18 protein-coding genes are annotated in these 19,156 nt (G+C 36.8%); 13 read left to right on the top strand and 5 right to left on the bottom strand.

All coding sequences use genetic code 11. The features are described 5' to 3' along the window. Positions 1-10: 10 nt before the first annotated feature. From BMY21_RS02975 to BMY21_RS02955, 5 genes are read left to right on the top strand one after another with little or no spacing between them, the layout of a single operon-like run. Complete coding sequence (locus tag BMY21_RS02975; protein ID WP_074640742.1) at positions 11-640, top strand: hypothetical protein; 630 nt, start codon at positions 11-13, stop codon at positions 638-640. Continuing rightward, positions 637-1,143, top strand: a complete 507-nt coding sequence (locus BMY21_RS02970) for a hypothetical protein (protein WP_074640741.1) — start codon at positions 637-639, stop codon at positions 1,141-1,143. The genes BMY21_RS02975 and BMY21_RS02970 overlap by 4 nt, the downstream gene beginning before the upstream one ends. A 16-nt stretch (positions 1,144-1,159) precedes the next feature. Beyond that, the gene (locus BMY21_RS02965; protein ID WP_074640739.1) at positions 1,160-2,902 is read left to right on the top strand and encodes a DUF262 domain-containing protein; all 1,743 of its coding nucleotides are present in this window, start codon (positions 1,160-1,162) and stop codon (positions 2,900-2,902) included. Between the two features lie 10 nt (positions 2,903-2,912). Beyond that, a complete protein-coding gene (locus BMY21_RS02960; protein ID WP_074640737.1) occupies positions 2,913-3,416 on the top strand; it encodes a hypothetical protein in 504 nt (167 codons plus the stop codon). 37 nt (positions 3,417-3,453) lie between these two features. Then, positions 3,454-4,392, top strand: coding sequence for a DUF2971 domain-containing protein (locus BMY21_RS02955; protein ID WP_074640736.1), 939 nt, complete (start codon positions 3,454-3,456; stop codon positions 4,390-4,392). 87 nt (positions 4,393-4,479) lie between these two features. On the opposite strand, the gene BMY21_RS02950 is transcribed toward BMY21_RS02955, so the two are convergent. Then, the gene (locus tag BMY21_RS02950) at positions 4,480-5,358 is read right to left on the bottom strand and encodes a hypothetical protein (RefSeq protein ID WP_074640734.1); all 879 of its coding nucleotides are present in this window, start codon (positions 5,356-5,358) and stop codon (positions 4,480-4,482) included. 254 nt (positions 5,359-5,612) lie between these two features. On the opposite strand from BMY21_RS02950, the gene BMY21_RS02945 reads away from it, so the two are divergent. From BMY21_RS02945 to BMY21_RS02920, 6 genes are all read left to right on the top strand, one after another. Then, entirely contained in the window at positions 5,613-6,695 is a 1,083-nt protein-coding gene (locus tag BMY21_RS02945; RefSeq protein ID WP_074640732.1) for a Fic family protein, read from the top strand. A 163-nt stretch (positions 6,696-6,858) separates the two neighbouring features. Next, positions 6,859-7,284 (top strand): hypothetical protein, encoded by a 426-nt coding sequence (locus BMY21_RS02940; RefSeq protein WP_074640731.1) that lies wholly within the window; start codon positions 6,859-6,861, stop codon positions 7,282-7,284. A 168-nt stretch (positions 7,285-7,452) separates the two neighbouring features. Further along, the gene (gene metG, locus BMY21_RS02935) at positions 7,453-9,771 is read left to right on the top strand and encodes a methionine--tRNA ligase (protein ID WP_074640729.1); all 2,319 of its coding nucleotides are present in this window, start codon (positions 7,453-7,455) and stop codon (positions 9,769-9,771) included. 40 nt (positions 9,772-9,811) lie between these two features. Continuing rightward, on the top strand, positions 9,812-10,561 hold the full coding sequence (nadE, locus tag BMY21_RS02930; RefSeq protein ID WP_074640727.1) for an NAD(+) synthase: 750 nt from the start codon (positions 9,812-9,814) through the stop codon (positions 10,559-10,561). Between the two features lies 1 nt (position 10,562). Then, positions 10,563-11,840, top strand: a complete 1,278-nt coding sequence (locus tag BMY21_RS02925; protein WP_074640725.1) for a lipid II:glycine glycyltransferase FemX — start codon at positions 10,563-10,565, stop codon at positions 11,838-11,840. Position 11,841: 1 nt separating this feature from the next. Next, positions 11,842-12,708 carry a DUF5718 family protein gene (locus tag BMY21_RS02920; protein ID WP_074640724.1) on the top strand — a complete coding sequence of 289 codons (867 nt, stop codon included), beginning with the start codon at positions 11,842-11,844 and terminating at the stop codon, positions 12,706-12,708. Here BMY21_RS02920 and BMY21_RS02915 read toward each other — a convergent pair. The 4 genes from BMY21_RS02915 to BMY21_RS02900 are packed head-to-tail and all read right to left on the bottom strand — an operon-like array spanning position 12,662 to position 17,470. Further along, complete coding sequence (locus BMY21_RS02915; protein ID WP_074640722.1) at positions 12,662-14,023, bottom strand: ATP-grasp domain-containing protein; 1,362 nt, start codon at positions 14,021-14,023, stop codon at positions 12,662-12,664. The genes BMY21_RS02920 and BMY21_RS02915 overlap by 47 nt on opposite strands. Then, a complete protein-coding gene (locus tag BMY21_RS02910) occupies positions 14,014-15,441 on the bottom strand; it encodes a hypothetical protein (protein ID WP_074640720.1) in 1,428 nt (475 codons plus the stop codon). The genes BMY21_RS02915 and BMY21_RS02910 overlap by 10 nt, the downstream gene beginning before the upstream one ends. Further along, a complete protein-coding gene (locus tag BMY21_RS02905; RefSeq protein WP_074640718.1) occupies positions 15,425-16,513 on the bottom strand; it encodes a DUF58 domain-containing protein in 1,089 nt (362 codons plus the stop codon). Before BMY21_RS02905 ends, BMY21_RS02910 begins: the two co-directional genes overlap by 17 nt. Positions 16,514-16,516: 3 nt before the next feature. Beyond that, positions 16,517-17,470 carry an AAA family ATPase gene (locus BMY21_RS02900; RefSeq protein ID WP_074640717.1) on the bottom strand — a complete coding sequence of 318 codons (954 nt, stop codon included), beginning with the start codon at positions 17,468-17,470 and terminating at the stop codon, positions 16,517-16,519. Between the two features lie 111 nt (positions 17,471-17,581). Here BMY21_RS02900 and BMY21_RS02895 point away from each other — a divergent pair, with 111 nt between their 5' ends. Both BMY21_RS02895 and BMY21_RS02890 read left to right on the top strand, forming a co-directional pair. Further along, positions 17,582-17,806, top strand: coding sequence for a hypothetical protein (locus BMY21_RS02895; protein WP_074640715.1), 225 nt, complete (start codon positions 17,582-17,584; stop codon positions 17,804-17,806). Next, on the top strand, positions 17,806-19,152 hold the full coding sequence (locus BMY21_RS02890; protein WP_074640714.1) for an MATE family efflux transporter: 1,347 nt from the start codon (positions 17,806-17,808) through the stop codon (positions 19,150-19,152). Before BMY21_RS02895 ends, BMY21_RS02890 begins: the two co-directional genes overlap by 1 nt. Positions 19,153-19,156 lie beyond the last annotated feature (4 nt).

Here is a 19,156-nt window from a genome sequence, read left to right as displayed (position 1 = left end):
AAAGACATAAATGAAATTTCAATTTTCAAAATTTGATGATAAAGAACATTTTTTATGTATTGAATTAAATAATAATGAAACAAAACTTAACTTTGATTCAAAAACAATTTCTACGATTAATACAAATGATTTTTTTGAACTGTTAAATGATTATAAGAAAAATAGTTATGCATCGAATGTAAAATATGAAGATAGAAAGTTATTAAAAAAAATTTGTACAACTATCAAAGATCCAATATTTATAGAATATGTAAGAATATTTGCATGTAGTTTCTTTTTATTACATTTTTACGAATATGAAAATATTGAAAACACTATATGTAAAAGAATACAGGATGAACAATTTCATGTATTTGATAATCATTTTTATGTTGATTGGACTGGATTTCTTGGTACACAACCTTCGATATATTATATTTCAAGGAATATTATTAAAGATAAAAACGAAGATCTTGGTAAATTATATTCAGTTGGATTTTTAGGAAAGCTAGAAATAGAATCAGATATAATAACAGATACTTTTTATTTTATTCCATTTAAGCCAAAACATATACCAAAAATGTTATCTTTAATTTGTGGCAATACAATTAAGCTTATTATGAAACAGAGAGAAGAAAAATATGAGGGGATAAATAAATGAAAACAATTATAGAACTTTTATTACCTCAATCATCTCAGATTATGAATTTTTCATTTTGGCTTCAAGTTTTTTCAGCTATATTTTTGCCTATAATTGTTCTTGTCATAGAATATTTAGGAAAAACGATGGCTTTTTCAATAAATAAGAAAAATGATGTAAATTTTTATGTAGATGATAAAATTATTTCAGGAGAAGAGGTAATTGTAAAAACAATTAGAGAATATGAAGAATTTTCTTTTTTGAACTCTGTACCTGCAGTTTTTTTTAGTAATATTGTTTGGGGATTAACATATATACCAACAAATCTACCGAATACAACTGTAAAAATCATTATGATAATAACTGAAATAATTATTTTGGTATTTGATTCAATTTTGTATGGATATTCTTATTTAGGCATACCAAAGGATAGTAAAGGAATAAAAATAATTGAGAGATTTATTTTTGTAATTTTACTTATATGTTCATATTTTATGTTAATTACTGGACCAAAAATAAATTAAAGGAGAATAACTAATAATGTCAAAACTAAACATCGATCAAAAAACAATTTTTGATCGATGTTCAGATAAAAAAGCAGATTTTCTTATTCCAGACTATCAGCGACCATATGCATGGGAATATGCAGAATGTCAGACATTATGGGAAGATATTTTTAACTTTGCATTCCCTGATAATGACTATTCTCGCTTTGATAGTGACAGTGATGAATACTTCCTTGGACCAATCGTTACATTTGTAAACGATGATAAAAAAATGGAAGTCATTGACGGTCAGCAGCGTCTTACAACTCTTATGCTTTTACTTCGTGCATTCTATGAAAAATTTGGAATGATGCAGGATGATAATTCTAAGAAGACCAGAGAAAATCTTGAAAAGTGTATTTGGAAAACTGATGAGTTTGGTACACCTGATAAAACACGATTAAAGATTGATTCTGAAGTTGCTACAGATAACGATAAAGAGCAATTCGTAAATATTTTAAAATCTGGAATTGCATCTGATGATATGAAGAGCAATTATGCAAATAACTATAGATTCTTCCAGAAACAGATTAATGATTTCTTACAGAAGTTTCCAAGTTACTTTTCTTATTTACCAACACGTATCTTAAACAATTGTATTTTACTTCCTATTGAAGCAGAAAGCCAGGATACTGCTCTAAGAATCTTCTCTACATTGAATGACCGTGGTTTACCACTCTCTGATGCTGATATTTTTAAGGCTCAGTTCTATAAGTATTATACAAAGAAAGGTGGAAAAGATAATTTCATAAAACGCTGGAAAGCTCTTGAAGAACAGACTTCAAAGATCTTCCATCCAATTACTGGTACACCTATGGATGAGTTATTTACTCGCTATATGTACTATGAACGTGCATGTCAGAAAATAAAATCTTCTACAACAGAAGCTTTACGTAAGTTCTATGAAAAAGACAGTTATGCACTTCTTAAAAAAGATAAAACGCTTGATGACTTGGAATCTCTTTGTGATTTCTGGAATGACATTTCAAATCAGGATAAAGAACGATTTAATGAAGCTGTACTTAGAAGACTTTATGTATTGAATTACGCACCAAACGGTATGTGGAATTATTTTACATCTGTTTATTTTATGCAGAACAAAGATGCTAATGGAAAACTTGATGATGCAAAATTCTGTGCTTTCTTAACAAAGATTACTGCTTTTATTTGGACTTACGCCATTGTAAATCCTGGTGTAAATGCTCTGCGTACGCCAGTTTATGCCGAAATGGTTAATCTGATTGAAGGAAAGAGCGTTGAGTTTACAGACTTTAAGTTTGAACCAGCTACAGTAAAATCAATGTTAAATAATTACTACTTTAGTAATAGCCGACCAATTACAAAATCTATGTTAACCTGGTGGGCTTTCCATGATGAAAATCAACCATTACTTTCTTTGGAATCTGTATATGAGATTGAACATATTTTTGCAAGAAAAAGACAGGAAAATGAAAGCTCTCTTTCTAATTCCGGCAAACTTGAATCTCTTGGAAATAAAGTTCTTCTTGAAAAGAAAATAAACATCCGTGCTTCTGATTATCGATTTACTGACAAGATTAAATACTATAAAGGTTTTACAAATGATAAAGGTCAGTACAAAGAAGGAACCAAAATCATTGAATTACAAGGTATTGCAAATAATAAATCTGATTATACCGAAGCAGATATTGATTCAAGACAAGAAACAATTATCGATTCATTTATTGAATTCTTAAAGCAAAATAATTTGACTAAGTAGAAGGTGCTGTATGAACCAGAGAGAAATTGAAGACTTTAATCAAATTACTCTTCGAATTAACAATGTTAAACAATATCTAAACGAGTGTAATACTTCTTATCAATCTTCTGATATTGAAGACTTGTTGAAGGATTACGTAACAATAAAAGATTTATTAGGTAATCTTAATGCAGGGGTAAACTTTTTGATTCTTCAAAAAGCAAAGATTTTCTTGGAAAAAGAATTCAAACACCCTGTACCTGATGTTTTGTTAAAGAATGTAACTTCTCAGGGGTTTAAGATTGATTATCGATTAGATAATGGAAAAAGAATCATTGCTGAAGCAAAAACTACTACACCTACAGGGCGTGATTTTGGAGCAAAGCAAAGAGACGAAATTGTAAAAGTTTTGAATAAACTAAAATCTGTATACGCTGATTATAAATACTTATTTGTAACAAATGTTGATACAGCAAATATTCTTCATATTCAATACAGTATGGATTTAGTGGGAATAATTGTAGAAGTTTTATAGAAAATGTACAGCTCTGTTTCACATACGGAGAATAATTTTGAAGCAAGAGAAAAATATTTTTTATCATTATACATCTGTTTCCGCTTTATATAAAATTGTTACGAATAACTCTCTTTTACTTAGCGGGGTTCAGAGTCTTAATGATATGGAAGAAGCTTCCTATAGCATAATGGATTTTGAAAGCGATTTTAAAACGTTATACGAAAAAAATGATGACAACTTTTTGAAATTCTTTTATGAAAATGGATTTCTTCCTAAAAAAAAAGAATTTGAAGAACTCGCTAATCTTGAAATTGCTCCTTTTGTTTTCTCGTTATCTCAAAAATATGATAATCTTGCTCATTGGGATAGATATGCAGATTCCAGAAAGGGAGTTTGCATTGGGATAGATATATCAAAACTACAAGAGCTTGCTTTTATAGCTTCTGGTTTTGTTCAAATTAGTCCAATAATCTATAATGAAGAAAAACGATTAGAATATTTTTGGAAATCATTAGCTGATAAATTCTTTGGGAATAAATCCTTTAGAATAGTTCCAGAGATTCCTATTGAACTTCTTTGCAAAGATATGGGATATACTTTTCTTTCTGATTGTTATAGACAGATGAAATACTTTGTTAAGAATACGGCTTGGGAAGATGAAAAAGAAATTAGACTTGCCTATGAAGATACTATAACAAAGGACACTTTTTCTAAAATTCCACATTTACAGGATGTGTATAAAAATGTCCAATTCCCAGATGTAAAAACAGCTTTTAAACAAACTGGACTTGATGTTTTAAGATTTGAATTAATAAACAATAAAATCCGGCCATGTAGATTTTTGGATATTAGTTCAATCATGAAGAAAGGACTTATTACAGAAGTTATGTTAGGTCCTAAATGTGAACAGAGTAAAAAAGATTTGGATTTATTTTTGAAGTGTAATGAATTGATCGATGTTAGAATTACTGAATCTAAAATAAAAATTCGGTAGTAATGATAAATTAGGTGAACACACCTGGGGCGTTGGGGGGGGCGCAGAGATGGTGTCGTACTAGAAACAATTAGACAAGGTGTATAATTATAGTTTGTACTTCAAACCATCTTTTAGAAGCTGATATAAATCAGCTTGATTGTATTCTTTTAGCAAGGTTTTGGAATAAACAAAATTTTCTAAAAAATAGGCCATCAGAATTCTTGCCTGGAAAATCTCAAACTCTTTCAATGTGCTTTCTTCTTTATGGTACCTATCGCAAGCTGCAATTGAAATTACGTCACTTATACTGGACCAGAGACGGGGACCTTTTTCGCCTTTCATTCTTTCGATTGTACGAGAACTAACTAATTCATTCTCATCATTCCAGTCAAAGGTATTAACAGTTTTAGAGATTTCACATAATGGCCAATAAAAGAAAGAGGCTTCTTTATCACGATTATTAATAACATCTCTACAAACCGAGTAATATTCTTTTCTAAAACTTCTTCTTTTAAATTCACAAAAAGCTTTATAATCTTCCTCTGGATATAGACCTTCTTTGAATAAACGTTCTGTAGTTGCATCAGGTGCTTGTAATTCGCTATCATCCTGGGAATTACAAAAAGCAATACACATACTAATAAAATCTTTAAGTCCTGATAGTTCTAGTCCAGACATTAAACGAAACAACAAATGAATATATTCATCGATAAAATAAAATGGAACTAATAATTTATCTGAACCTGTATCACGACAATATATTTCACCATCATCTGGAATATTTTGAGTTTTAGCAAATTTCTGTATTGCTGAAGTTGCGATTCTTAAGAATTTTTTAATTGGAACAAAATCTTTTGAATTTGAAATATTGAATCTATACTGACGATAATTTTCTGGGCTAAGTTCTACTACATCACAAAAACCTTTACCGAGTATATCCATAAGAGCTAATGTTAATTGCTTAATTTCTTCAATCTTTTCCATACTTGTGATTATATTGCATGGAATTATAGAAGTACACGACAAAAGCGTTATTTAAATATTTCATATTTTCAAAACCTCATCAGCAAACCACTGACATACATCATCATTTTGCAGACCCATATCTACACAATGCTGACTACAGGTAGTGCTATGCTTGAACTATGAAAGTTCTCGGTAATTCCAATTTTTCTTCAAACGTTTCAAAGTCTATATCATTGATGATTTTTTATATTTAATACAGTATAATTACATAGATGGCTGAGAAGAATCCATATGAATTAGATTTTGAAAAATATATTCGCAATACAGAACCTGCTAAGAAAGATAAAACCTATGCATGGACAACGGCTATAGGTTTACAGCAGGTGGATGGACTTACTCCATCAAAATATCTTTTTGATACTGCAAAACGAAATATTGAAGGTGAAATCACCTTTGATGAAGCAAAATCGCTTATAGATACTTATTATGAATCTAAAACAGAACGGCTCGATACTTCCGAAGAACGGACGGAAGAGGCTGATAAAGTTGCTTCCCGAATTGCACAAATAATAAGTGAAAAATCATTCAATTTTTCTCCTTCTCATTTAATTGCAATACATGGAAGATTGTTTGAAGGAATCTTTAAGTTTGCAGGAAAGCTCAGAGATTACGATATTTCAAAGCGTGAATGGGTTTTAGATGGCGATACTGTTATGTATGGTGCAGCATTTGAATTAAAGATGGCACTGGATTATGACTTTGAGCAGGAAAGAAACTTTAATTACAAGAATTTGAGTATAGAAGAAATTGTAAAACATATTACCTTCTTTGTTTCTCGTCTCTGGCAGATTCACGCTTTTGGAGAAGGAAACACAAGAACAACGGCTGTATTTACAATCAAATATCTTCGCTCGCTTGGATTTAATGTAAATAATGATATCTTTGCTGAAAATTCCTGGTATTTTAGAAATGCTTTGGTACGTGCAAATTACAACAATCTGCAGAAGGGAATACAGGAAAATCCAGAGTTTCTTGAACGATTCTTCCGAAATCTGTTGATGGGAGAGCATAATGAGCTTAAGAACAGATACTGTCATATAAAGTATTCTAAACAGGCTGAAAAGAAAGTTACTCAAAAGGTTACTGTAAACGTTACTGTAAAATTCACTGCAAATCAGAAAAAAATTCTTGAAGAAATAAAGAAGAATCAATTTGTAACGCAGGAGGAGCTTGCTGAGATTATTGGAATTACAAGAAAAAGTATAAATGAAAACATGAAGAAACTGCAAAGTATGAATATTATTGAAAGGGTAGGTGCTGATAAAAACGGTTATTGGAAAATCAGTGAACTTTAGAGTCTTAATGTGAAAGACGGAATAAATAAATGTAGAAGTCATTTTTGAAGAATCAGAGTTAGAAGAAAGTTCAGTGATTCGGAATTTCCGAACCACTGCCAGTAATGACAGAACTTAAAAACGTCTTAAATGAATATCTTTTATCTTTCTCAAGGAGTTCAGTATGAATAAAAAATTGTGGAAATTACTTTGGTTTGGTGTGCCTCTTACAAAAGTGGTGTATGCATTTCTTGCGTATTCTAACCGTAAAGAAATTGATAATTCTTTTCAGATGGTCAGTCTCTTGATTTTAATTATTGGACTTATAACCTGTACTTTGAGTATTCTTTTATCCAGAAAAATCTATCAGAAAAACTTTTATGAAAACAAACTTGTAAAAAGTTTCATTGGAAGCACAAAGAATGCGGATGATTCAGCTTCTGTTTTTGTCCTTTTTACTATGCTAATTGGTCTTGCAGAAACTGCAGCTTTATTTGCTTTTGTTCAATATATTCTTACTGGAAACTTAATTGTTGGCTGTATTTTATATGCTTTCAGCCTGACTGCCTGGGCTTTTAATTATCCTTCTGATATGAAAGAAGATGAATAGTGATGCGCTGTGAGCAAACTATCTGGGGGCGTTACGGGGGTGTCCCCCGTTAGAAGGGGTAGCGAGCAACGAAGTGCGAGCGAGGGGAAGGCTTTCCTCTTATAATTGAATTTTACTCATTTTTTCTATATAATGATTTAATTATTTTCGATTTATTCAGGGGAAAAAATGAACAGACGACTTATCACAGCAGCTTTACCATACGTAAATAATATTCCACATCTGGGAAATATCATTCAGTCTCTTTCGGGAGATGTTTTTGCACGATTCTGCCGTAACCGCGGGTATGATACTCTTTACATTTGCGGTGTTGATGAATACGGTACTGCAACTGAAACTAAGGCGCTTGAGGAGAAGACTGAACCTCGCGCGCTGTGTGATCACTACTATGGCGAGCACACAAAAATCTATGAATGGTTCCACATCAATTTTGATAAATTCGGACGCACTTCGAACGAGCAGTGTACTGAAATTACACAGGCGCTTTTTAATGATCTGGACAAGGCCGGCCTGATTCATGAGCATGTAAACAAGCAGCTTTTCTGTCCTCACTGTAATATGTTCCTTGCTGACCGCTATGTTGACGGAACTTGTCCTAAGTGCGGTTATGAAAAGGCTCGCGGTGACCAGTGTGATAAATGTGGTTCGCTGCTTGATCCTATCGAACTTAAAGAGCCTCGCTGCCACACCTGTGGTTCAACTCCTGAGGTTCGCGAAACAAAGCATCTTTACATTGACCTTCCTGCTATGAGTGACAAGCTCAACGCATGGATGGACAAGGCTAGTGTAGAAGGACGCTGGTCTGACAATGCTATCAATATGACTAAGGCATGGATCCGCGACGGTCTTCAGGAACGCGCTATTACCCGCGACCTTAAGTGGGGTATTCCAGTTCCTAAGGCTGGTTATGAAAACAAAGTATTCTACGTTTGGTTCAATGCGCCAATCGGATATCTTTCTATCACAAAGCAGCTGGCTGATGAGCTTGTAAAGGCCGGTAAACAGAGTTTTGACTGGAAGAGCTGGTGGCTGCCAAGTGAGAGCGAAGAGGCTAAGGGCAAGGAAAAGGTTGATTTGTTCCAGTTTATCGGTAAGGACAATATTCCTTTCCACACTGTTGTATTCCCTTGTACAATGCTCGGATCTCCTCACGACTGGACTAAGCTTCACCACATGTCTTCTACAGAGTTCCTTAATTATGAGGATGGTAAGTTCTCTAAGAGTCTTGGAATTGGTGTATTTGGTTCTGATGCTATTGAGAGCGGAATCCCTGCTGATGCATGGCGTTTCTATATTTTCTATAACCGCCCTGAAAAGCAGGACTACCAGTTTACCTGGAAAGACTTTATGGAAAAACTCAACGGCGAGTTGATTGGTAACCTTGGTAACCTTGTAAACCGCACTCTGCTGTTTGTTACAAAATATTATGATGGAAAGATTCCTGACGCTCCTGTTGATGAAGAGCTCTGGAAGCAGGTTCGCGAACTCGAAGCTAAGGCAACTGAAAGTCTTGAGTGGGCTGATTTGAAGGATGCTTTCCATACTATGTTTGAGATTTCTGATATCTGTAATAAGAAGTTCCAGGCAACTGAGCCTTGGAAGGCACGTACAGAAAACCCTGCTGTGGCTGAAAGCCTTATCCACAACCTCTGTTATGTAATTAAGGATTTGATGATTATGATGAATCCTTATATGCCTCAGTATACTCAGAAGATTATGAGCTACTTCGGTAAGTCTATTCAGGAAAGCAAGGTTGGAATGGAAACAAAGCCTGGTTATACATGGGCTGATTTGGGAGTGACTGAAGGTTTGAGCACCGTTGGTCCAACTGAAGTTTACTTTAAGCCAATGGATCAGAAGACTATGCTTGCATTCCGCGAGAAGTTTGGCGGTAAGCAGAATAAGGATGCCGCAAAGGGCGAGGGCAAAAAAGAAAAGAAAGCTGATAAGAAGAAGGCTGAGCCGGTTGTACTTCCTGTTGACCAGCAGGCTGATTTCTTCAACAAGAATATTGAATTGACTGTTGCAAAGATTGTTGATGTAAAGCCTAATCCGGAAGGAGAAAAGCTTTATATTGAAACTCTTGATGATGGAAGCGGAACTCCTCGTACTATTCAGTCGGGCTTGCGCATGTACCTCAAAGAGAGCGACCTTCTTGGTAAGCATGTAATTATTGCCGCTAACCTTGCACCTCGTACAATGCGTGGTGTTGAAAGCCGCGGTATGCTTCTGGCTGGTGACTATAAAGATGCTGATGGCAAGGACTGCGTAGAAGTTCTTGATGCCAGCTGGGCAGCTCCTGGAACTAAGGTTGTTCTTGAGGGCGCTGATGTAAATGCTACAAAGAAAGAGCAGATTACAGGCGATGAGTTCTTTGCAGTTCAGATTGCAGCTAAAGACGGCGTAGTTCAGATTGCCGGAAAGAAACTGCTTGCTGATGGAAAAGAAATTAAGACTGTTAATGCAGTAAATAGTGAAATCGGCTAAAAGATTGTCGGGTCAAGCCCGACAATGACACGAGGTTGATATGAGTTTAAAAGATGAAGCAATAGAATGGATTCGCAGCTATTTTGAAAAGAACGGTAATCCGCAGACTAAAGCAGTAATTGGTATTTCAGGCGGTAAAGATTCTTCTACCGTTTCTGCCCTCTGTTGTGCCGCGCTTGGTAAAGACCGTGTTATCGGTGTTATGATGCCTAACGGCGTTCAGTCTGATATTGAAGATTCTAAAAAACTCTGTGCTTTCCTTGGAATTAAAAACTACACTGTTAATATTGCTGATGCATACAACGGACTTACCCGCTCAATCAAGGATTCTCTTGGAGCAGATGAAGTACCGGCTCAGTATAGAACAAACACACCGGCACGCCTCCGCATGACAACTCTTTATGGAATTGCAGCAATGGAAGGAAATGCCCGTGTTTCAAATAACGGTAACTTAAGCGAGCGCCTCGCAGGGTATTTCACTTTGTGGGGCGATGGGGCTGGAGACTTCGCAGCACTTGCAAATCTTTATGTTGATGAAGTAGTGGAGCTCGGACTTTCTCTCGGGCTTCCTGAAGAACTCTGCCATAAAGCGCCTTCAGACGGAATGTCCGGAAAAACTGATGAAGATAACCTGGGCTTTACTTATGCTGATTTACGTGCCGTTGCCGAAGGCAAAACTGATGGCATGGATGAAGCAAAAGTTACCGTAATCAAAAACAGAATTAACATGATGGATTTTAAGAAGAATCTTTTGAATCTTCCATGTTTTGTTCCATCGATTAGGAAATAGAATGTTCGACATTAAAATAAAAACAATTGAAAGTTCCGCCCACGAAAACGACGGAACTTTTTTACAAACTCCTTTCTGGTGCCAGTTCAAGGCACGACACGGGTGGACTTACAGACGGTTTGAAGTTGAGTATACGCTGCCGCCTTTGAATGAAAAAAACGAAGACTGTGATAAACCGCAGCCGAGTTCTACGGTGTTTTCGACAGGCTCAACCACCGTACATTCAGAGCTCTCCGTCCTCAACCGCAGTTTCGCAAAGGGCGCATTCTCAATTGCATACATTCCGCTTTTTCCAAAACTGCCATATAAGTGTACTTCAGAAGAATTACTCGATAAGGCTTTTGATGAGGAAGGTGATGCATCAGTTCTCGCCGGTCAGGAAATCATAACTCCGGAAACTCAGACAATTGAGTTTGTACATTTACTCAGCGAACTCGCAGCAGCCCTTAAACCAGAGCTGCCTAAAAATACAATTGCAATCCGCTTTGATCCTGATGTTATTTTCAGCACACCTGAAGACCGCGATCTTTTCAATTACGGAATGAAAACTGTAGCTTATGCAGACCGCATAAAGCTCAAAAAGAACTCGGTAGACATCCAGCCACCGGACAGCACACTTATAGACCTCACAGGCACAGAAGACGAAATCCTCGAAAAAATGCATTCTAAGTGGCGCTACAATATCCGCTTGAGCGAAAGAAAGGGCGTTACAGTAAAACGTTACTTAGGAAATGATATCAACTTGTCTGAAAAATTAGACAAATTTTATGAACTGACAAAGATTACAAACGCCCGAGACGGCAACGCAAGCCACGCAAAATCATATTACCTGGATCTGATTAAATCTTCTGCAGACGAAATCAGCAAGGGCCGCGATGTACCTGTAATCAGCCTCTATATCGCAGAGCACGAAGGCGAGGAAATTGCTTCCATCATGACACTTTTCAGCCACGACGAAGCAATCTACCTTTACGGTGCAAGCAGCAACAATAAACGCAACCTCATGCCAAATCATCTTTTGCAGTGGACAGCAATGAAGGATGCAAAAGCATACGGCAGCAAATACTACGACATGTACGGAATGCCACCAGAGGGTAAGGACGAAAACCATCCTATGCACGGACTTTACATGTTCAAGGCAAACTTCGGTGGTAAGAACATCCACCGCACCGGTAGCTGGGACGCCCCACTTAAACCTGTTTACCGCTGCTACAGCGCTGCAGAAAAACTCCGCGCCTTCTGGCATAAGAAAGTAATTAAGAAATTAAAGGGCCGCTAATATGAACTTTTACGATACAACTGATATCCCGTGCTTTGGTGTAGCCGGAAATTTCACAGGTCACCTCGAACAGGCAGGAGAAGCCTCAGACTTCAAAAACGTTAAGACGCTTGAGCAAAACGCTCCAAAGGCCATTTTTCCGACATTTTTACCGTTAAAACAGCCAAATTCGGGCTCTAACGCTTCAGTAATTCCCGATTTTCTCACAACCTTCCCATTTGACCCAAAACGCATTGTTTTCCCAAAAGGCGAAGAAAAGCTTCAGATAGAACCGGAATGTGCTATCGTATTCAATGCAACATGGAACGACGATACACTCATAGAACTCAAACCAATCAGCTTTGGAGCTTCTAATGACTGCTCAATCCGTAAGCAGGGAGCAAAAAAAATCAGCGAAAAGAAAAACTGGGGAGAGTGTACAAAAGGCTTTTCAGAAAATCAGATAGCAGCTGACGGCTTTGAAAAAGGCTGCCTTCTCGACGACTACAGAATCGCAAGTTTCCTCATCCGAAACGGCGAAGTATACGACTATGGTGAAAACTCCGCAGTCCGCAATTACAGTTACATCTACAAAAAACTCACAGACTGGATGCTTGACAAATTCAACAATCAGCAGAACGAAGGTCCTGCAGAAGATATTCACAGCTACCTTGTAGCAGCCGGCCGTCCACAGAAAATCATGGTTTCAATCGGTGCAACACGATATACCGCCTGGGGTGAATCAAACTTCCTGCAGAACGGAGACAAAGCTGTAGTTGTTGTTTATCCGGAATCTAAATACACACCGGAACAGATTCATAAAATGGCAGAGACAGGGGATTTTACAGATTCCACTGTTTCAGCATTAGTGCAGACTGTTGAACTATAGCATCTTCCGGGAAAAGCTCGCACAACCGCGCCACAGTCTTTTCCAGAACTGATTTTTGCTCATCGACAATAATACATTCACAGAAGCCTTTTTCACGCTCCTGTTTTGCAGCAAGATCATTGGTTTGATTGAGAAGACGAACTCCCGGCAGCTTAAGGATTTCTTTCATTTGGGATTCAGAAACCAACGGGAGTTTGAGGTTTAAAACATATTTATTTACATCTGCGGTGTTTTCACCCTTCGACAGACTCAGGGAACGGAAATTATGAGCCCCATCATTCATCGTATTCACCGCAGCCCTAAACATCATCTCAAACAAACTCATCCCCAAGCAGCTCGCATACGTATAACTCATACCGCTGAGTCTTGGGTTAATCTCAATGATATTCCAGTTGCCGTCATTATCTAAAATCAAATCCACCTGGGCACAGCCATGCAGTTCAAGTTTTTCAGCAAGAGAAAGCATCATCTCCCTAAGCGAATCAGGTAATTCGCACGGACCAATTTTGATGCTCTGTTTCGGGCTCGTAATTCCATACTGATTTACGCTGAAAGTGAAAGGAGGTAGCACAGTGTACTTTCCTGGCACTCCGTAAATCTCAAGTCCGTACTGACGTCCCTCAATAAACTCTTCAATCAGGCGGTTAGAATTATTTCGTTTTGAATTAAGATAACCAGCGGCCTCTCCATAAGTATGCACAACAGTCATACCGTAAGAACTAAGCCCGGTAGTATCTTTTATAATCAGCGGAAGCTTGAGTTTTTTAATCTGCGCCATTACGCTTTCTTTATAAACATTTCTCAAAACTTCACGATTACTTCCCGCACAGAAATACAAATCATGATCAACAAAAACAGCCTTAGGAACAGTAAAACCTAGCTGTGCCAGTAAATTATGAGTACGCCATTTATCAAAACAATTAAGCCCGCACTCAACAGAATGACACACAGTCTTCACTCCGGCAGCTTCAAGTTTTTCAGCCACAATTGCATCACTCACTGGAAGCCAGTCATAAGGAGAAATCCAGAAAGTCATTGCAATTGCCAGATCCGGTTTTAGTGATAAAACAAAATCAACAAATGAATCTGTATCAGTTTCCTGCGGCAGATAATGGATTTGTGACTTTGTATCTCCCTCAGAACTATCAAACTCCGGCAAGAACATTCCAGGCTTCTGTGTGACACAGAAAAAATCATCATCAGAATGTACAGCACAAAAGTCCTTAAACGCCGATGCATTTGATGGCATTACGTTTATTTTAAAAGTGTCTTCATCAAATACATTTGAGTTTGTGCTGTAAAAAACTATTCGCATATTATTTCCTTAATTGATGCAATAAAAACTTTCTCTTCTTCTGCAGTAAGTACATTCTTATCGTAAAGTGCCTTTTCAAACAACTGCCCGACGAGATCTGCCGTTTTATTTTTAAACAATGCGGTATATTCAGCAGGGGCGAGAGTCTGTGTAAATTTAATGCCGTGCGACTGTCCCCAATCGATTAAACGCATGAAGTGTTTTGTGAGACGGTCAATCTCATCAATCTTTTCCTTACTGCGTTTTGATTTTTTCAGAAACTCCATCATTGATTCACGGAATTTCTTTCCTTGAACCGTGGAATATTGTTCATCTGAACCTGTACTTTTTGAAAATACATATCTGAAAAATTCCCTGATTTCCTGCCATAACTCACGAAGAAATTTTAACAGATGACCTTCTGTCCAGAATACACGGAAATGCTTTGTGAAAAATGGTTTTATGAAGAATATAAGCCCGAGAATTGAAAGCCCTGTAATTGCAAGCCATTTTATAAGCTCTGCAATAAACTCCAGAATCAAGCTTGGCCGCGAATTACGTTCCATTCTTTCCTCAGACTGAGGCTCAATTTGAAAATCAATGAAGTCAGGTAATTCAGGAATATAGCGTTCCTTTTCATGAGTTTCTTTATATTCCTGAACATAACCAATCTTTATAAGAGCATTATCAGAAGAAAGTAAAGCACCTGCAGTACAGGAAATAGCAGCAATAAGTAAAACTGAACCAAAAAGTTTTCTTCCGTTTCTTACATAATCCTTAAATCCAAGAAAGGCATAAAAAATATCATTCTTAAACATGCCAAGCATAAAGCAGCACAGTAAAACATTAAGATAAAAGAATATTACAAGAAGGAGGGTAATAAATGAAAAGTATCCTTCAGAAAGTTTTCCAAAAACAAGAACAACAAACATGGAAATTGAAATTGCAAACATCATAACCTGTTGTCCTTTTATTTTTTCAGTCAGGTCGATAGCAGAAAGATTGTTGTGGAATAAATACTGTTCAAGTTCTTTTCCAGCATAATCTTCACAATCATACATAAACGCATCATGAAAAATAAACAGTTCGTTAATGCCTACCTGCAGAAAATATTGAACAGTAAGAATTACAATAAGCACATAAGGCGCATTTGTTTTGCCCGTTATATAACAAAGAAATAGAATTCCAAAAATATAAAATACAATAAATACAAGATGCATTGCCGGCTTTATCTTTTCCAGCGCAAAAATCTGAAGTACCAGCGTAAATACAATTCCAGAACCAATAATCAAAATGTAAGTAAACCAGTCAATTAAAACCCGTTCAACCTCATAATTATTTAATACAGGAGAGAAAACACTGGTTGCCGTAAGCATCAGAGAGACTATGGTTGAGAAAACTAAAAATCTTTCAAAAATTCTGCTAAACCGACTTTCCATATTTCCTCATAATACCAGTATTTACAGTATTTATATTTTCTTTATTTGCTTCAACTTTTAAGAAGTACGATTCAACTTCTCTTGGACCAATCACAAACACAAGAGTTCCAGCGGGTAACTGATGCGTAAATTTCTTTACAGGATCATATTCAACTTTACCAGGTTCCATTTTAATAACAGAAAGTAAATCCAGAATACAATCTGCCTGATTCTGACGTGGCGGTAAATACGGAAATCCAGTTCCATAAGCTGCAAAACCACAACGCTGTCTTAATACACGGGACTTTTCAATAATGCAGGCAGCTATTTCAATTGCCTTTTCAGAATGATAATGACGGTTATGCAAATCATAATCATCTTCTGCAAGATTCAAAAACACAAAGAACGGCGCATCAAAAGAATCTTCATATTGATTTGTATAAAGAGAATCAAACTTAGCGCTTGTACGCCAGTTAATTCGCTTCTGTTCATCACCATTCTGATACTCACGGATTGAACGACGCATTGTAATATCTTCATAGCAGGGATTATTTATTTTAAGATTTCCCTGAGGGAAGCCCGGAATTGTATTTGTAATCAGTTTGATTCTTGCAGGACGGACGGTAATTTCAATAGGAGCCGGAACTTCAACATTTATCAGAAAGAGACCAAGAGGATCACTTGTTCTGATTCTTACAGGCCCTCCATGAAAAAGACCTCTATCCTGAGAAGTAATTGTATAAACAATCTTTTTGAGTTCATGAGGACGTAAAGAAATTACGCCTTTATTGCCTTCATTAAAAATATAAAAGTAGGGTATCTCATCAAAAAAATACAGGACATGAGCTGTCAGCATTGAATAGTTTTTTATAGTTAATGTTATTTCTGATTTTTCTTTACAAGCCAGTTTCAGCTCATTTGTATTTCTTTCGATTTTTATTGTACGGCTTAAAACAAGTGCATACAGAAAAGAAATCAGAAATACAAACAGAACAGAAAGACATACAAACTGAAGCAGTCTGTATGGACTTACTAAGAAAAAGAGTAAACTGATAGCTGATGCAACATATATCAGAGGAGATACTTTGATCATATTTTAGACATGTGCTCTAAAGGCTGGAACAGGAACAGTTTCAATCAGTTCATTTATGATTTTATCAGCAGTATAACCTTTTAAAAGTGAATCACTGGTTAAAATAATTCGTTTTCTGAAAACAGGAAGTGCCAGAAGTTTTACGTCTTCCGGAGTTACAAACGTACGTCCATTAACAGCTGCATATGCCTGGCAAGCCTTATATAAAGCAATAGAACCGCGTGGAGAAACTCCGGCAGCAATTCGTAAATCATTTCTGGAAGCTTTTGTTAGAGAAATAAGATATGAAAGAACTGCATCATCAACATGAATTTCTACAGCTTCCTTCATTGCTTCAAGAATATCATTTTTAGCAACTACAGCCTTAACATTTTCTACAGGATGAATAAGACTTCTTTGAGCAGTAATAATCTCAGCTTCTTCAGCTTCGCTTGGATAGCCCATAGAAAGAGTCATCATAAAACGGTCTTTCTGAGCTTCAGGAAGCGGGAAAGTACCTTCTGATTCAACAGGATTTTCGGTAGCCAGAACAAAGAATGGCTTTTCAAGTTCATGGCGGATTCCATCAACACTTACCTGATTTTCAGCCATACATTCAAGAAGTGCAGACTGTGTACGTGGAGTTGCGCGGTTTAATTCATCAACAAGAACGATAGATGCCATTACAGGGCCGGCACGGAATTCAAAACTCTTTGAATCCGGAAGCCAGACAGAACTTCCTGTTACATCTGACGGCATAAGGTCTGGAGTACACTGAATACGCGAAAATTCAAGACCGGAAGCTTTTGCAACCGATTTGGCGAGAACAGTTTTTCCAGTACCCGGAACATCTTCAAGAAGTACATGACCACCTGCAAAAAGGCAGGCGAGTACCATATCTACAACATCAGTATTTCCTTTGAAAACCTGACATACTTCTTCTTTAATTTTATCTGAAACTTCTTTGATTTTTGACATATTTTTGATTATAACATATCGAAGAAGTCACTGCATTATAAAAAATTATTTATAAAATAAATTAAGGGATTTTCCTTGCGACAAGGGCTGCAATTCAATAGAATATCCGCAATGACAAAGGATGATTTTTTATTTCTTGTTGAAACCAAAACGCCTCATGAATTTATCTATAAAGGTAAGATTTACAACATGACATTCGATAAAGCGGCAGATGGAAGTACAATCATTGTTTTTGGACCGCTTTTTGAAGGCGAACGTTTTGATTCTGTAGGTGAGTTTCTCAACAGGGCAAAAATCGAAAATCATTTTTTTAAAGATATGCTGGATATATTCTAATGAGCCGTTCAAATCAGATAGATATGACAGAGGGCCCGATTTTCGGAAAGCTCCTCAAATTTTCAATACCACTTATTGCCTCAAGCGTCTTACAGCTGCTTTTTAACGCTGCTGATGTAGTTGTAGTAGGACGTTTCGCAGGGGATAATTCACTTGCTGCAGTAGGATCTACAGGTTCCCTCATAAATCTTCTCATAAATCTTTTTATGGGCCTTTCAGTTGGAACAAATGTTGTAGTAGCTCATTATTTTGGCGCAAAAAAACAGGATGAACTTCGAGATACAATCCACACAGCCGTTTTAGTTTCAATTTATAGTGGACTGATTCTCACCGTTGTCGGGGTACTTGGAGCAAAACCGATACTTACCTTTATGCAGGCTCCAGAAGAAGTTTTGAATCTTGCGGCGCTTTATCTGAGAATCTACTTTGGCGGAATTACAGCCACAATGGTTTATAACTTTGGCAGTGCGATTCTCCGCGCCAAAGGAGATACCCAGCGTCCACTTTATATTCTGCTTGGAGCAGGTATTCTGAACTTTGTCCTCAATCTGATTTTTGTAATTCCTCTTAAAATGGATGTCGCAGGTGTTGGACTTGCAACAGTTATATCACAGATAATTGCCGCAATTCTTGTAATTGTTCTTTTGATAAAAGAACCAGATGATTTTCATTTGAATCTCAGAAAGCTCCGAATCAACCGGATGATATTTACACGCATCGTTAAAATAGGGTTGCCGGCCGGCTTTCAGGGAATCATGTTCTCTTTCTCAAATGTAATCATTCAGTCATCCGTAAATACATTTGGTGCAACTATGATTGCAGGAAACTCCGCTGCTGTGAACCTGGAAAGTTTTATTTATACTTCAATGAATGGATTTTCTCAGGGAGCTTTAACATTCTGTTCACAGAACATGGGAGCAGGAAAGACAGATAGAATCCGTAAGGTTGTCTGGATTTCCCAGGGCTCAATAATTGTGATTGGAGGAGTTCTTGGAGCATTATTCCTTTTGTTTGGAAAACAAATGCTTGGAATCTTCTCTAAAAGTCCCGATGTCATTTCAGCAGGAATGTCACGACTCTGGATTATCTTTACAACATATTTCCTCTGCGGAATGATGGATGGAATGGCAAACTCTATCCGCGGTATCGGCCACTCACTTTTGCCGGTAATTTCCTCGCTCCTCGGGGCCTGCATCTTCCGAATCATCTGGTTATGCACCGTCTTCCTGATTCCACAGTTCCATACACCTCAGACAATCTTTATTTCATATCCAATAAGCTGGATTCTGACATTTATTGCAAATGTAATCTGGTATAACAAGTATATGAAGAAACTTAAGATATAAGTTG

Source organism: Treponema bryantii (assembly GCF_900111035.1).
Lineage (GTDB): Bacteria > Spirochaetota > Spirochaetia > Treponematales > Treponemataceae > Treponema_D > Treponema_D bryantii_C.
The sequence above is the reverse complement of the archived record's forward strand: the minus strand, read 5'-3'. Positions and strand labels throughout refer to the sequence as shown.

Excerpts from the sequence above, each read along its gene's own strand:
- BMY21_RS02975 (WP_074640742.1), top strand. The coding sequence starts at position 11 with ATGAAATTTCAATTTTCAAAATTTGATGATAAAGAACATTTTTTATGT.
- BMY21_RS02970 (WP_074640741.1), top strand. The coding sequence starts at position 637 with ATGAAAACAATTATAGAACTTTTATTACCTCAATCATCTCAGATTATG.
- BMY21_RS02965 (WP_074640739.1), top strand. The coding sequence starts at position 1,160 with ATGTCAAAACTAAACATCGATCAAAAAACAATTTTTGATCGATGTTCA.
- BMY21_RS02960 (WP_074640737.1), top strand. The coding sequence starts at position 2,913 with ATGAACCAGAGAGAAATTGAAGACTTTAATCAAATTACTCTTCGAATT.
- BMY21_RS02950 (WP_074640734.1), bottom strand. The coding sequence starts at position 5,358 with ATGGAAAAGATTGAAGAAATTAAGCAATTAACATTAGCTCTTATGGAT.
- BMY21_RS02945 (WP_074640732.1), top strand. The coding sequence starts at position 5,613 with ATGGCTGAGAAGAATCCATATGAATTAGATTTTGAAAAATATATTCGC.
- BMY21_RS02940 (WP_074640731.1), top strand. The coding sequence starts at position 6,859 with ATGAATAAAAAATTGTGGAAATTACTTTGGTTTGGTGTGCCTCTTACA.
- metG (WP_074640729.1), top strand. The coding sequence starts at position 7,453 with ATGAACAGACGACTTATCACAGCAGCTTTACCATACGTAAATAATATT.
- nadE (WP_074640727.1), top strand. The coding sequence starts at position 9,812 with ATGAGTTTAAAAGATGAAGCAATAGAATGGATTCGCAGCTATTTTGAA.
- BMY21_RS02925 (WP_074640725.1), top strand. The coding sequence starts at position 10,563 with ATGTTCGACATTAAAATAAAAACAATTGAAAGTTCCGCCCACGAAAAC.
- BMY21_RS02920 (WP_074640724.1), top strand. The coding sequence starts at position 11,842 with ATGAACTTTTACGATACAACTGATATCCCGTGCTTTGGTGTAGCCGGA.
- BMY21_RS02915 (WP_074640722.1), bottom strand. The coding sequence starts at position 14,023 with ATGCGAATAGTTTTTTACAGCACAAACTCAAATGTATTTGATGAAGAC.
- BMY21_RS02910 (WP_074640720.1), bottom strand. The coding sequence starts at position 15,441 with ATGGAAAGTCGGTTTAGCAGAATTTTTGAAAGATTTTTAGTTTTCTCA.
- BMY21_RS02905 (WP_074640718.1), bottom strand. The coding sequence starts at position 16,513 with ATGATCAAAGTATCTCCTCTGATATATGTTGCATCAGCTATCAGTTTA.
- BMY21_RS02900 (WP_074640717.1), bottom strand. The coding sequence starts at position 17,470 with ATGTCAAAAATCAAAGAAGTTTCAGATAAAATTAAAGAAGAAGTATGT.
- BMY21_RS02895 (WP_074640715.1), top strand. The coding sequence starts at position 17,582 with ATGACAAAGGATGATTTTTTATTTCTTGTTGAAACCAAAACGCCTCAT.
- BMY21_RS02890 (WP_074640714.1), top strand. The coding sequence starts at position 17,806 with ATGAGCCGTTCAAATCAGATAGATATGACAGAGGGCCCGATTTTCGGA.